Below are 14,159 nucleotides of genomic sequence, written 5' to 3'. Positions count from 1 at the left end.
CTCGGACACCCCGGCCTCAACGGGGCTCCCCTCCCTCGTGGGGCTCCCCCCGACCAGCGAAGGAACAGCGTGGCTCCCGGATCCGATCGCAACCCGATCATCATTGGCGGCCTTCCCAGCCAGGTCCCGGATTTCGACCCCGAAGAGACCCGGGAGTGGCTCGACTCCCTGGACGCGGCGGTCGACGAGCGGGGCCGGGAGCGGGCCCGCTACCTGATGCTCCGGCTGATCGAGCGCGCCCGCGAGAAGCGCGTGGCCGTGCCCGAGATGCGCAGCTCGGACTACGTCAACACGATCGCCACCAAGGACGAGCCCTTCTTCCCCGGCAACGAGGAGATCGAGCGCAAGGTCCTCAACGCCACCCGGTGGAACGCGGCCGTGATGGTCTCGCGCGCCCAGCGCCCGGGCATCGGCGTCGGCGGCCACATCGCCACCTTCGCCTCCTCGGCCTCCCTCTACGACGTGGGCTTCAACCACTTCTTCCGGGGCAAGGACGAGGGCGACGGCGGCGACCAGATCTTCTTCCAGGGCCACGCCTCCCCCGGCATCTACGCCCGCGCCTTCCTCCTCGACCGGCTGACCGCGACCCAGCTCGACGGCTTCCGCCAGGAGAAGTCGAAGTACCCGAACGGGCTGTCGTCCTACCCGCACCCGCGGCTGATGCCGGACTTCTGGGAGTTCCCGACGGTCTCGATGGGCCTCGGCCCGCTCGGCGCGATCTACCAGGCCCGGATGAACCGGTACATGGAGGCGCGCGGGATCGCCGACACCACCAAGTCGCACGTCTGGGCCTTCCTCGGCGACGGCGAGATGGACGAGGTCGAGTCGCTCGGCCAGCTCTCCATCGCGGCCCGCGAGGGCCTCGACAACCTGACCTTCGTCGTCAACTGCAACCTCCAGCGGCTCGACGGCCCGGTCCGCGGCAACGGCAAGATCATCCAGGAGCTGGAGTCGATCTTCCGGGGCAACGGCTGGAACGTCATCAAGCTGATCTGGGACCGCTCCTGGGACCCGCTGCTCGCGCAGGACCGCGACGGCATCCTGGTGAACCGGCTGAACACCACGCCGGACGGACAGTTCCAGACGTACGCGACGGAGACCGGCGCCTACATCCGCGACCACTTCTTCGGCGACGACCACCGGCTGCGGGCGATGGTCGAGTCGATGTCGGACCAGCAGATCCTCCACCTGGGGCGCGGCGGCCACGACCACAAGAAGATCTACGCGGCCTACGCGGCGGCCAAGGCCCACAAGGGCCAGCCGACGGTGATCCTGGCCCAGACCGTCAAGGGCTGGACCCTCGGCCCCAACTTCGAGGGCCGCAACGCCACCCACCAGATGAAGAAGCTGACGGTCGACGACCTGAAGCGCTTCCGCGACCGGCTGCACATCCCGGTGACCGACAAGGAGCTGGAGTCCGGCCTGCCGCCGTACTACCACCCCGGGCGGGACTCCGAGGAGATCCAGTACATGCACGACCGGCGCAGCGCGCTCGGCGGCTACGTGCCGACCCGGGTCGTGCGGTCCCAGCCGCTGGCGCTGCCGGACGACGCCACCTACGCGGCGGTCCGCAAGGGCTCGGGCCAGCAGTCGATCGCCACCACGATGGCCTTCGTCCGGCTGCTGAAGGACCTCATGCGGGACAAGGAGATCGGCAAGCGCTTCGTGCTGATCGCGCCGGACGAGTACCGCACCTTCGGCATGGACTCCTTCTTCCCGAGCGCCAAGATCTACAACCCGCTGGGGCAGCAGTACGAGGCGGTGGACCGCGAGCTCCTCCTCGCCTACAAGGAGTCCCCGACCGGCCAGATGCTCCACGACGGCATCTCCGAGGCCGGCTGCACGGCCTCGCTGATCGCCGCCGGCTCGGCCTACGCCACCCACGGCGAGCCGCTGATCCCGGTCTACGTCTTCTACTCGATGTTCGGCTTCCAGCGGACCGGCGACCAGTTCTGGCAGATGGCCGACCAGCTGGCGCGCGGCTTCGTCCTGGGCGCCACCGCCGGCCGCACCACGCTGACCGGCGAGGGCCTCCAGCACGCGGACGGCCACTCCCACCTCCTCGCTTCGACGAACCCGGCCTGCGTCGCCTACGACCCGGCGTTCGGTTTCGAGATCGCGCACATCGTCAAGGACGGTCTGCGCCGGATGTACGGCCCCCAGGCGGAGGACGTCTTCTACTACCTGACGGTCTACAACGAGCCGATCCAGCACCCGGCCGAGCCCGAGGACGTGGACGTGGAGGGCATCCTCCAGGGCATCCACCTCTTCAAGCGGGCCGAGTCCGGCGCGATCCCGGCGCAGATCATGGCCTCGGGCGTCGCCGTCCCGTGGGCGGTCGAGGCGCAGCGGATCCTCGCCGAGGAGTGGAACGTCAAGGCCGACGTCTGGTCCGCGACCTCCTGGAACGAACTGCGCCGCGAGGCGGTGGCGGTCGAGGAGCACAACCTGCTCCACCCGGACGAGGAGCAGCGCGTCCCGTACGTCACCCGCAAGCTCCAGGCCGCCGAGGGCCCCTTCGTGGCGGTCTCGGACTGGATGCGCTCGGTGCCGGACCAGATCTCCCGCTGGATCCCCGGCGCGTACACCTCGCTCGGCGCCGACGGCTTCGGCTTCGCGGACACCCGCGGCGCCGCCCGCCGGTACTTCCACATCGACGCCCAGTCGGTCGTCCTGGCGGTGCTGACCGAGCTGGCCCGCGAGGGCAAGGTGGACCGCTCGGTCCTGAAGCAGGCGGTGGACCGCTACCAGCTGCTCGACGTGGCGGCCGCCGACCCGGGTCCGGCGGGCGGCGACGCCTGACGGTGCCCCGAGGGGCGTAGCACCTGGTGAGGGGCGGTGGGGCCGGTGGTCCCGCCGCCCTTCGGCATTCCCTACGATGCCCCGCATGTCCGTGAAGAAGGAGCGCCCCCCGAAGGTCCGCTGGGAAGAGCGCACCCAGACCCCGCTGCTGGTGCTCGCGGTGGCCTTCGGCGTCGCCTACGCCGTGCCGATCGTGGCGCCCGGCGCCGAGCCCCGGGTGCTCCGGCTGTGCTCCTGGGTCGAGTGGGGGGTGTGGGCGGCCTTCGCGGTCGACTACGCCGTCCGCCTGACGCTCGCCCCGGCGCGCTGGGCCTTCGTGCGGTCGCATCCCCTCGACCTGCTCGCCGTGCTGCTGCCGCTGGTGCAGCCGCTGCGACTGCTGCGCGTGGTCTCCACCCTCCTCCTGGTGGGCCGGCGGGCCCGGATGGCCCCGCAGATCACGCTCACCACCTATGTGGCGGGCGCGGTGGTCGGGCTGATGATGTTCGGCTCGCTCGCGGTGCTGCACGTGGAGCGGGACGCACCGGAGGGGAACATCAAGACCCTGGGCGACGCCGTCTGGTGGTCCTTCACCACGATGACGACGGTCGGCTACGGCGACCACGCGCCGACGACGGGGCTCGGGCGGGTGCTCGCGGTCGGGCTGATGCTCTCGGGCATCGCCCTGCTGGGTGTGGTGACCGCCAACATCGCGGCCTGGTTCATCGCCCGCTTCGAGCGGGACGACGCGGTGGAGCGCCGGCAGACGGAGCTCCTGGAGTCCCTGACCCGGGAGGTCCGCGAGCTCCGCGCCGAGGTGGCCCGCCTGTCGGGCCCCGTGCCGCCGCAGGCCGTACCGGCGACCGGGCCGGACACCGCCGCGCCCGGAGCGCTGCCGGGGATCCCCGCGCCCGGGACCGCGCCGGAGGCCACCGGGCCCGGGGCAGGCGCCGCGCCCGGGGCCGGCGCCGCGCCCGGGGCCGGCGGTGCCGGAGCGGTGCAGGAGGGCGTACGGGAGGGTGCGCGGGAGGACGTACGGGAAGGTGTGCAGGAAGACGCGCGGGAAGGTGCGGGGGAGGGCGTGGCGGGGCACGGGGCTCCTACCGCTCCCAGAGCTTGAAGGCCCTGACCTCGTAGGGCGTCTGCGGGACCCAGGTGCCGCGCCCCGGGTAGGTCTCGAACTCGCCCGTCTCCGCGCACTCCGCCGACTGGTACACGGTGACCGGCCGACCGGTGCGGACGGCCAGGGACTGGGCCGAGGCCCCCGCCGGGAGGGCGACGCAGCTGTCCAGGTCGGTCGTCGCCAGCTCGTGCGTCCACGACCGGCCCCTGAAGTCGGGCTTCGGCCAGAGGCAGAGCCTCCCGGGGCCGCACGCCCCGAGCACGGTCCCGGCGGCCGGAGCCGCCGGTGGGGCCAGTACGGCCGGTGGGGCCAGTACGGCCGGTGGGGCCAGTACGGCCGGTGGGGTCGCGGGGGCCGCCGCAGGGGCCGCCGCGGCCGGGAGGGCGGCCAGGAGCAGGACGGCCGTCGCCGCGAGCACGGCCGCCGTCCTCGCGCTCGTGTTCATGGCCGGGGCCGGGGCCGTGGCCGTAGTCGTGTTCGTGGCCGTGGTCGTAGCCCTGGTCATGGCCGTGCTCGTGTTCACGTTCATGCAGAACAACCCCCGCTTCGTCACTCTCTGTAATCACGAGCATGGAGGAAGGGACCCCCCGGACGGAAGAGGGGCCGCCCCCGTTCCTTCGAACGGGTGACGGCCCCTGCGGGTCCTCGGAGGACGGGATCAGATGTGCCCGCCGCCCATGCCCGCCTCCGCGTTCTCACCGCGCTTGGTGAGCGTGGCGACCAGGGCCGCGACCACCGCGACGACGCCGGCGACGGTGAAGGCCAGGCCCATGCCGTCGAGGAAGGTGTCGTGGATGACGTCGGAGATCTTGGCGAAGAGCTCCGCGGTCATGCCGGGCGCCTCCTTCATGGCCTCCGGGGCCATGCCGAACTCGGCGGCCTCCTCCAGGCGCGGGTCGGCCGGGACCGGGATGCCGGCCGCCGTCCAGTTCTCCTCGAAGGAGCCGGCGACCTTGGAGGCCATGACCGCGCCGAGCACCGCGGTGCCGAGCGCGCCGCCGACCTGCATGGCGGCCTGCTGGAGGCCGCCGGCGACGCCGGAGAGCTCCAGCGGGGCGTTGCCCACGATGACCTCGGTGGCGCCGACCATGACCGGGGCGAGACCCAGGCCGAGGAGGGCGAACCAGAGGGACATGGTCAGCGTGCCGGTGTCGGCGGAGAGCGTGATCATGCCGAACATCGCGGCGGCGGTGCAGACCATGCCGCCGACGAGCGGCACCCGCGGGCCGAACTTGGTGATGAGCGCGCCCGCCAGCGGCGAGGAGACGATCATCATCGCGGTCAGCGGGAGCAGCCGCAGACCGGCGTCGATCGGGCCGAGCCCCTTCACGCCCTGGAGGTAGAAGGTCACGAAGAAGAGGCCGCCCATGAAGGCGAAGGCCATCAGGACCATCAGCACCACGCCGGCCGAGAGCGGCACGGAGCGGAACATGCCCAGCGGGATGAGCGGCTCCGCGACCTTCGTCTCCCAGATCGCGAAGACGACGAAGAGGACGATCGCGCCGAGCAGGCAGCCCCAGGTGTTGCCGCTGGTCCAGCCCCAGTCCGCACCCGCCTTGATGAGGCTCCAGACGAGCAGGCCCATCGCGCCGGAGAGCAGCGCGATGCCGAGGACGTCGAAGGAGCGCGGCGCGTTCTCCGCGCGGTGGTCCTTGAGGATGACCATGCCGAGCGCGAGCGCGAGCACGCCGACCGGCACGTTGATGAAGAAGACCGACTGCCAGCTGACGTGCTCGACGAGGAAGCCGCCGAGGATCGGGCCGCCGGCCGTCGAGGCGCCGATGACCATGCCCCAGATGCCGATGGCCATGTTCAGCTTCTCGGCGGGGAAGGTGGCGCGCAGCAGGCCGAGCGCGGCCGGCATCAGCAGGGCGCCGAAGAGGCCCTGGAGCACGCGGAAGCCGATCACGAAGGCGATCGAGTCGGAGAGGCCGATCGCCCCGGAGGCGGCGGCGAAGCCGGCGATGCCGATGAGGAAGGTCTGGCGGTGGCCGAAGCGGTCACCGAGCTTGCCCGCGGTGATCAGCGCGACGGCGAGCGCGAGCAGGTAGCCGTTGGTGATCCACTGGAGCTGGTCCAGGGAGGCGCCGAGATCGGCCTGGATGGCGGGGTTGGCGATGGCGACGATGGTGCCGTCGAGCGCCACCATCATCACGCCGGCCGCGACGGCGAACAGAGTCAGCCAGGGGTGGCCGCGCAGGCCCTTCGCCGGGACCGGACCAGGTTCCCGGACGCCCCCCTGACCCTGCGGGGTCTTTTCCACGGTGGTCTGACTAGTCATGGGAACGAGGCTAGTGACAGCCACTGACAATTGACAAAGTGATTCACGCGTCGGTAACTGTCACGTAGCTCACAGGTACCCTGAGCAGGAAGAACCTCCCGTATTCGACGGAAAAGAGACCTCGTTGACCCTGCCCGCCCCCGGACCGTCCGCGCCCGGCCTGCGCGAGCGGAAGAAGCGGCGCACCCGTGACGCGCTCGTCCGGGTCGCCCTGGAGCTCTTCACGACCCAGGGGTACGAGGGGACCACCGTCGACGAGATCGCCGAGGCGGTCGAGGTCTCCCAGCGCACCTTCTTCCGCTACTTCTCCTCCAAGGAGGAGGTCGCCTTCGCCGTCCAGCGGATGGTGGAGGAGGAGTTCGTCCGGGCGCTGGCGGCCCGCCCGCCCGAGGAGGGCCCCTTCGACGCGATGCGCCACTCCGTGCTCGCCGCCTGGGACCGCGTGGGCGAGACGATCGACGAGATCGTCCCGGTCGAGCTGTACCTCCGGACCTTCTTCATGATCGAGTCGACGCCGGCGCTGCTCGCCGCGCACCTGCGGCGCTCCAGCGAGATGGAGGAGACCATCGCCCGGCTCGTCGCCCGCCGCGAGGGGCTCGACGTGGACGCCGACCCGCGGCCCCGGATCGCGGTGGCCGCCTTCAGCGGGGTGATGCGGGTCACCGGCCAGATGTGGGGCAAGGGGCCGGACCGCACCCTGGAGGGGATCCGGGCCCTCACCGAGTGGTACCTGGACCACCTGGGCCCCGCGCTCTCCCTCCACTGGCGGGAGCCGCGCGCGCACGGCTGAGCGGACGGCGGCGGTGCCGCCCGCGGCGCACCCCGCGCCTCCCCGCACGGGCCTCTCCGCACGGACCGCACCGCGCGCCCCTCCCCGTACGGGCCGGTGCGCGCCCGGCGCTCCCTCCGTGGCGGATCTCACCAGGCGTCACGGGGCGCCCGCCCCGTACGTCACCGGACGCCTCCCCTGCGTCACCGGGCTCCGCTCCGTGCGTCACCGGAGGCCTCCCGTACGTCACGAGGTCCGCTCCGCGCGTCACCGGACCCCTCCCGTACGTCACCGAAATCCGCTCCGTACGTCACCGGGACGCCTCGCGGACGGGTCCGTCATCTCGGCCGTCTAGGGTGTCCGCCCGTGACCTCCGCCGACGTCCCGCCGTCCCTCACCGTCCTGCGCACCCTGCTCGTGCTGGGTGTCGTCCTCGTCATGCTCGCGACCACCGGCTGGACCGCGATCCGGCACCGGCCGGTGTCCCCGGCCTCGATGGAGGCCGCGCTGAGCGCCTGGGCGCGGGAGCGGGTCGGCGACGCCCCGCCGCCCGACCCGGCCACCGCCCCGCCCCGGACCGTCGCCGCCTGGTTCGCCGCGCTGGGCCGGGCCCGCTCCGAGGAGCTCGCCGAGCGGTACCCGCTCGTCGTCGGCAACCTGGACGGGGCGCCGCCCGCCCTGCGCTACCGCGCCAACCGGATCGGGCTCACGCGCGCGCTGGAGGCCGAGCGCCCCCGTCTCCACGACCCCCGGCTCTCCGCCGAGGGCCGGCACGAGGCCCGCCGGCGGGTGGACCGCTTCGTCTCCCTGCTGCAGCCCGGACGCCGGATCCTCGCCTTCGACCCCACCGGCACCGGGCGGGCGGCCGAGGTCCTGGGCGATCTGGAACGGGCCCGGCGGGTGTCGGTGATCGTGCCCGGCGTCGACACCCACCTCCTCACCTTCCAGAAGACGCGGGGGCGCTACACCGCCCCCGTCGGCATGGCGCAGGCGCTGTACGAGGCCGAGCGCAGGACCGCGCCCGGCGCCCGGGTCGCGGTCATCGCCTGGGCCGGCTACACCGCCCCCGCGCGGGTGGGCGTGGACGCGGCGACCGGGCGGCTCGCCGCGTCCGGCGCCGACCGGCTGGTGCGGCTGACCGAGGGCCTGCCGGGGAAGGCGCGGGTGGCGCTCTTCTGCCACAGCTACGGCTCCGTGCTGTGCGGGCTCGCCGCGCCCCGGCTGCCGGGGCGGGTGACCGACCTGGCGGTGGCCGGCAGTCCCGGGATGCGGGTGGAGACGGCGGCGGAGCTGGACACCCGGGCCCGGATATGGGCGATGCGGGACGCGGCCGACTGGATCGCGGACGTCCCGCACCTGGAGGTCGGCGGGGTCGGGCACGGGGCGGACCCGGTGGCGCCCGAGTTCGGCGCGCGGCTGGTCTCGGCCGCCGGGGCGGCCGGGCACACCGGCTATTTCGAGCCGGGCACGGAGAGCCTCGGCAACTTCGCGGCGATAGGCGCAGGGGCCTTCGGGCGGGTCGTCTGCGCACGTGCCGACGGCGAGTGCCACGGGGGAATCTCCGGTGCGGGCGGTTTCTGACGCGCGTAGATCACGGAATTTCCTGACAGTTCCGAGGGGCGACGCAGGGCCACGCGACGCTTACGATGAGGCGTATGGGTGATGTGCTGGCCGGAATTCATGCCACCTGGGAGCTGGAGAGCGACGCACTTGTCATCCGCTTCGAACGGGGGATCCGTACGCCGAGGCTGTTCCAGGCGCTGCGTGAGCGACGCGTGCCGTACGAGGCGCTGGCGTCGGCGACGCTCGCGCCGGGGCGGCGCGGCACCGTCGTCCTGCACGCCGTGCCGCGGCCGGGCGCCGATCCCCTGATGGAGGCGGCGGCCGGGCAGCTGAAGGAGGCCTGCGATCCGTACCGGCTCGCGCTGCCCGCCGACCGGGAGGCGCTCGCCGCCCGCTGGCGCGACGAGCTGGCCTCGGTGGTCCCGGCGGACCCGGCGGACCGGCTCGACACGGGCTTCCTGGTCGCGCCGCCGCAGGGGCCGCTCTCCTTCAAGGCGTACGACGGCAAGGCCTCCTTCGACGGCTCCTCCGAGGTCGCGTTCCGCTGGTCCTCGACGATGGCGACGTCGGAGAAGTGGAAGACGGGCGACCAGTCCTTCCGGGTCCGGGAGCTGAGCGGGGTCGAGTGGCGGTCGCCGGACTCCCCCGGCGGCTTCCTGCGGCTGCTCCCCCGGGGCGGCGGGGTGCGGCCGGAGCGGCCGGACCACGACCCGGCGTCGGTCGTCTTCGGCCTCGGCTACGGCCCGGTGCACGACTCCCTCCCCTTCGCGGCGGCGGTCCTCTCCGCGATCCGCGCCAAGGACCGCACGCCCGTCCCCGCGGGGGCGCGCGGCGCGGCGCACGGGGATCCCGGCGCCGTTGCCGAAAGGATTCGGCACCTGGGTGAGCTGTACCAGGCGGGCCTCGTGACGGACGAGGAGTTCGCGGCGAAGAAGACGGAGCTCCTGGCCGAGCTGTAGCGCGGGCGGGGCCCGGGCCCCGGGCCCGCATCCCGCCGGGCCTCGGGACCGCGCAAGGCCGTGGCCCGAGGCCCCGCCGCCCGTGCGCGGGACCCCCGTGCCGGCGGGTGGGTGTCATACCTGGGTATCGGCCGCCGGGGGGACCCCTGGTACGACGACGGCGGCCCGGTCGCGAACCTAGGCTGACCCGTCATGAGAGCGATCGAGAAGCGGCCGGCGCCGCGGCGGTGGGCGGTCCGTCTGCGGGACTGGTCACGGGTGGCCCTCCAGGCCCTGGAAGCCACCTTCGCCACGCCCGCAGCACCCGGCTCCGCCCCCTTCGCGGGCGCCTCCTCGCGGTGGGCGCGGCTGCTGCCCTACGGCTTCGGCGTCGCGCTCGTCGCCTCCCTGCTGCCGGTCACCGTCCACCTGCTGGTCCACGACTACGACGTGCCCGGCGCGCTCGCCGGCGCACTCGCCACCGCGCAGACCGCGCCGCTGCTGCTCGCCGCCACCCGGCCGCTGCACGCCTGGTGGATCGTGCTGCCCGCCGACGTCGCCGGGGCGCTGGTCCTGCTGGCCTCCGACGGGCCCCGCGCCCAGCTGTGGCCGTGGACCCCGCCGGTCGTCGTCGGGTACTGCGCGCTGATGGTCGCGCTCGGACTGCGCGAGCCCCGGCGCACCCTCGTCGGCGTGTGGCTGGCGACCGGCGCGGCCGGCTACCTGCTGGAGGTCGTGCGGCCGTACGGCGACCCGGGGGTCACCACGCTGCTCTTCGTGCTCAGCGGCATGCTGCTGCTGCTCACCTCGGCCGTCCGGGCGCGGGCCGAGGCCCAGCGCCGGCTGGCCGAGCAGGAGACCATCAGCGAGGCCGAACGGGCCCGCCGCACCCTCCTGGAGGAGCGGGCCCGGATCGCCCGCGAGCTGCACGACGTGGTCGCCCACCACATGTCGGTGATCACCGTGCAGGCCGACTCCGCCCCCTACCGGATCCCGGAGCTGCCGGAGGCGGCCCGGGAGGAGTTCGCGTCGATCGCGGGCAGCGCGCGGGAGTCGCTGGCCGAGATGCGGCGGCTGCTCGTGGTGCTCCGCAGCGACGGCGGCGAGGGCGAGCGGGCCCCGCAGCCCGGCCTGGACCGGCTCCAGCAGCTGGTGGAGGCGACCGTGCGGGCGGGGGTGCCGGCCGAGCTGTCGCTCGCCGTGGAGCTCGTGGACGGCCGGACCGAGGTGCCGCAGGCCGTCGGCCTCTCGGCGTACCGGATCGTGCAGGAGGCGCTCGCCAACGTGGTGCGGCACGCGCCGGGCGCCCCCACCCGGGTGTCGGTGCGCGAGGACGGCTCCGGGCTGCTGACGGTCCTGGTGGTCAACGGCCCCGCCGGGGAGCCGGTCTCGCCGCTGGAGGGCTCGGGCACGGGCCACGGCCTGGTCGGGATGCGCGAGCGCGTCCGGCTCACCGGCGGCACCCTCGACACCGGCCCCCTCGCGGACGGCGGCTTCCGCGTGGCGGCCGCCCTGCCCCTCGGCACCGGGGACGCCGTCGGGGAGACCCCGGGCGCGGCGTGACCGTCCCCGGCCCCGGCCCGCACCCGGAGCCGGGCGGCACACGGGGCGCGGGGCGTGCGGCACGGCCTAAGGTCGACCGGGCAGGAGAAGGACCGACGACCAAGGACGCCGTGTGACCATTCGGGTGATCATCGTGGACGACCAGGCCATGGTGCGGGCGGGGTTCGCCGCGCTGCTGGCCGCGCAGAGCGACATCGACGTGGTCGGTGAGGCCCCGGACGGGCGGCAGGGGATCGAGGTGGCGCGGACCGTCCACCCCGACGTGGTCCTGATGGACGTGCGGATGCCGGAGCTCGACGGACTGGCGGCGGCCCGGGAGATCCTGCACCCGCCGGCCGGGACGACCCACCGGCCCAAGGTGCTGATGCTGACCACCTTCGACGTCGACGACTACGTGTACGAGGCGCTGCGGGCGGGCGCCTCCGGCTTCCTGCTCAAGGACGCGCCGCCGGCCGACCTGATCTCCGCCGTGCGGGTGGTCGCGGCGGGCGACGCGCTGCTCGCGCCGTCGGTGACGCGCCGGCTCATCGCCGACTTCGCCGCCACCCGCCCGGCCGCCCGCAAGGACGTGACGGCGCTCCGGCTCAACGGCCTGACGCCCCGTGAGACCGAGGTGCTCGAACTCATCGCCCGCGGACTGTCCAACCAGGAGATCGCGGAGCGGCTCGTGCTCGCCGAGCAGACGGTGAAGACGCACATCGGGCGGGTGCTCGCCAAGCTCGACCTGCGGGATCGCGCCCAGGCGGTGGTCTTCGCCTACGAGTCGGGCCTGGTGACCCCCGGGGGCTGACCCCACCCCCCGCCGGGGGCCGGCCCCTCGTCCACCCCCTACCCCGGTACGGCACGGGAGTTGGCTCCCCGGTGTGACGTGCCGTCCCCCACCCCCTTCCTACCTTCCTCTCGCCCCCGGAACAGCCCCGGGAGGGCCGAGGAGCCGAGGAGAGGGAGGGCGGACATGCGCCGCATCACGAGGACCCTGGTGACCGCCGTCATGGTGGCGGCGGGCGTGGCGGGGACGGCGGGCTGGGCCTCCGGGACCGCGCAGAAGCCGGTCACCGGGCCGCCGGCGGGGACCGCGCAGTGGCGGGCGGCGGGACTGCCGGACCCGGAGCGGATGGACCCGGCGGGGGTCGCGCGCTTCTTCGCCGGCCTCGGCCCCGAAGAGCGGCGCGGGCTCGTGCGGGCGCACCCGACGGTGGTGGGGAACCTGGACGGGGCACCGCTGGAGCTGCGCTACGAGGCCAACTCCCTGACGGCCGGCGGCCGGTACCCGGGTGCGCGGGTCCTGGCGCACGATCCGCGCGGCCGGGGCCAGACGGTCCTGGTCTACGGCGACCTGGCGACGGCCGGGCGGGTCGCGGTGCTGGTGCCGGGCTCCGACGTCGACGCCGGGCGCCTGGACTCCCTCACCCGCAAGGCCACCGCGCTGCGGGAGGCGACCGGCGGGCGGACGGCCGTCGTCGCCTGGGCCGGCTACACCACGCCGCTGGGCGTCGGGCTCGACGCCGCCTCGGGCGAGCTGGCGGAGGCGGGCGCCGGACGGCTGGTCCGCTTCACCGAGGGGCTGCGGGCCGCCGGGGTGCGCCCCGAGCCCTCGCTGTTCTGCCACAGCTACGGCTCCGTGGTCTGCGGCCTCGCCGCGCACGACCTGAAGGCGAAGGACCTGGTGGTCCTCGGCTCCCCCGGCATGCGGGCCGGGAACGTGGCCGCGCTGCGGACGACCGCCCGGGTGTGGGCGGCGAAGGACCCGACGGACTGGATCGACCGGGTGCCGAACGTGGCCGTCGCCGGGTACGGGCACGGCACCGACCCCACGGCGCCGGAGTTCGGCGCCCGTCCGGTGCCCGCGCGGGACGCCGACGGGCACGACGGCTACTTCGCGCCCGGCACCTCCTCGCTGCGCGCCTTCGCCGCGATCGCCGAGGGGGACGTCCGATGAGCACGCTCGTCCGGAGGATCGAGGCCGGCACCCCCGCCCACCGCGACCGGGCCGTCGACGGACTGCGGGCCCTCGCACTGCTCGCCGTGCCCACCGGACACTGGCTCCTCGGCGGTTTCACGCTCTCCGCCGACGGCGCGCTCCACAACGCCTCGCCGCTCGCCTCCTTCGGCGCGCTCGCCCCCGCGAGCTGGATCCTCCAGATGCTGGGGATCTTCTTCCTGGTCGGCGGCTACGCCTCCGTCCTGTCCTACCGGCGGCGGACCGGCTCCGCCCGGGCCTGGCTCGGCGGGCGGCTCGCCCGGCTGGGCCGGCCGGTGCTCGGGGTGACCGCCGTGTGGGCGGCGCTGCTGCCGCTGCTCCACCACGCCCTCGGGGTGCCGGTGGACACGCTGCGGACGGCGTCGACGCTGGTGATCCAGCCGCTGTGGTTCGTCGGGGTGTACACGGTGGTGACGGCGCTGACCCCGCTGTGCGTGCGGGCCGCGCGCCGGTTCGGGGTGTGGACGGCGGCCCCGCTGCTCGGTTCGGTCGCCGTCGTGGACTTCCTGCGGTACGGCCCGTACGCGGACGCCGTGCCGTCCTGGCTGAGCCTGCTGAACATCCTGCCGGGGTGGCTCTTCGCGTACCAGCTCGGCGTCGCCTGGGGGGAGGGCCGGGTGAGCAGGCGGCACGCCCGGGCGCTGCTGCTCGGCGGGGCGGCGCTCTTCGCGGCGCTGCTGCTGGTCTTCGGCTATCCGGCGTCGATGGTCGGCGTCCCCGGCGAGGCCCGCACCAACTCGCACCCGCCGTCGCTGCTGGTCCTCGCGCTCGCCGCGGCCCAGAGCGGGGCGGCGATCCTGCTGCGGGAGCGGATCGGCCGGTGGCTGAGGCGGCCCGCGCTGTGGGCGCCGGTGGTCGTGATCAACCTGTCGGCGATGACGATCCTGTGCTGGCACCAGACCGCGATGCTCGCGGCGGCGGTCCCCGCCTCCTTCCTGGGCGAGGTGCCCGGACTCGTCGGGGCGCCGGACTCGGCCGGCTGGATCCTGGCCCGGCTGGCCTGGATGCCGGTCTTCGCCGGACTGCTGGTGCTCGTCGGGCGGTACGCGCGCGGCTTCGAGTCGCCGTGGGCGCGCACCGGACCGGCCCGCCGCGCGGTCGCGGGCCTGCTCGCGGCGGGCTTCGCGGTCTTCGCCCTGGGCCTGGCGTGAGGGGTCCGG

General features: G+C 74.3%; 10 protein-coding genes and 1 pseudogene. 9 read left to right on the top strand and 2 right to left on the bottom strand.

Going from position 1 to position 14,159, the window contains the following annotated elements; translation table 11 throughout:
- Positions 1-69 precede the first annotated feature (69 nt).
- Positions 70-2,802, top strand: coding sequence for a pyruvate dehydrogenase (acetyl-transferring), homodimeric type (aceE, locus tag IE287_RS26890; protein ID WP_189851789.1), 2,733 nt, complete (start codon positions 70-72; stop codon positions 2,800-2,802).
- A gap of 76 nt (positions 2,803-2,878) precedes the next feature.
- A pseudogene (locus IE287_RS26885) lies at positions 2,879-3,688 on the top strand (potassium channel family protein); the annotation flags it as partial.
- A 193-nt stretch (positions 3,689-3,881) separates the two neighbouring features.
- Here IE287_RS26885 and IE287_RS26880 read toward each other — a convergent pair.
- Both IE287_RS26880 and IE287_RS26875 read right to left on the bottom strand, forming a co-directional pair.
- The gene (locus IE287_RS26880; RefSeq protein WP_373307906.1) at positions 3,882-4,409 is read right to left on the bottom strand and encodes a peptidase inhibitor family I36 protein; all 528 of its coding nucleotides are present in this window, start codon (positions 4,407-4,409) and stop codon (positions 3,882-3,884) included.
- Positions 4,410-4,562: 153 nt separating this feature from the next.
- Complete coding sequence (locus IE287_RS26875) at positions 4,563-6,056, bottom strand: MFS transporter (protein WP_373307908.1); 1,494 nt, start codon at positions 6,054-6,056, stop codon at positions 4,563-4,565.
- A gap of 253 nt (positions 6,057-6,309) precedes the next feature.
- On the opposite strand from IE287_RS26875, the gene IE287_RS26870 reads away from it, so the two are divergent.
- The 7 genes from IE287_RS26870 to IE287_RS26840 all read left to right on the top strand — a co-directional run bounded on the left by IE287_RS26870 (position 6,310) and on the right by IE287_RS26840 (position 14,150).
- The gene (locus IE287_RS26870) at positions 6,310-6,975 is read left to right on the top strand and encodes a TetR family transcriptional regulator (RefSeq protein ID WP_189851787.1); all 666 of its coding nucleotides are present in this window, start codon (positions 6,310-6,312) and stop codon (positions 6,973-6,975) included.
- A 345-nt stretch (positions 6,976-7,320) separates the two neighbouring features.
- Complete coding sequence (locus IE287_RS26865; protein ID WP_189851786.1) at positions 7,321-8,535, top strand: alpha/beta hydrolase; 1,215 nt, start codon at positions 7,321-7,323, stop codon at positions 8,533-8,535.
- A 74-nt stretch (positions 8,536-8,609) separates the two neighbouring features.
- Positions 8,610-9,476, top strand: a complete 867-nt coding sequence (locus IE287_RS26860; RefSeq protein WP_189851785.1) for a DUF4429 domain-containing protein — start codon at positions 8,610-8,612, stop codon at positions 9,474-9,476.
- Positions 9,477-9,668: 192 nt separating this feature from the next.
- Positions 9,669-11,018, top strand: coding sequence for a sensor histidine kinase (locus IE287_RS26855; RefSeq protein ID WP_189851784.1), 1,350 nt, complete (start codon positions 9,669-9,671; stop codon positions 11,016-11,018).
- A 112-nt stretch (positions 11,019-11,130) separates the two neighbouring features.
- Positions 11,131-11,808 carry a response regulator gene (locus IE287_RS26850; RefSeq protein WP_189851783.1) on the top strand — a complete coding sequence of 226 codons (678 nt, stop codon included), beginning with the start codon at positions 11,131-11,133 and terminating at the stop codon, positions 11,806-11,808.
- A 165-nt stretch (positions 11,809-11,973) separates the two neighbouring features.
- Positions 11,974-12,957, top strand: coding sequence for an alpha/beta hydrolase (locus IE287_RS26845; protein ID WP_189851782.1), 984 nt, complete (start codon positions 11,974-11,976; stop codon positions 12,955-12,957).
- Entirely contained in the window at positions 12,954-14,150 is a 1,197-nt protein-coding gene (locus IE287_RS26840) for an acyltransferase family protein (RefSeq protein WP_189851781.1), read from the top strand. The genes IE287_RS26845 and IE287_RS26840 overlap by 4 nt, the downstream gene beginning before the upstream one ends.
- Positions 14,151-14,159 lie beyond the last annotated feature (9 nt).

It is taken from the genome of Streptomyces omiyaensis, assembly GCF_014650895.1.
Taxonomy (GTDB): Bacteria; Actinomycetota; Actinomycetes; order Streptomycetales; family Streptomycetaceae; genus Streptomyces; species Streptomyces omiyaensis.
This window is presented reverse-complemented; position numbering and strand designations above follow the sequence as displayed.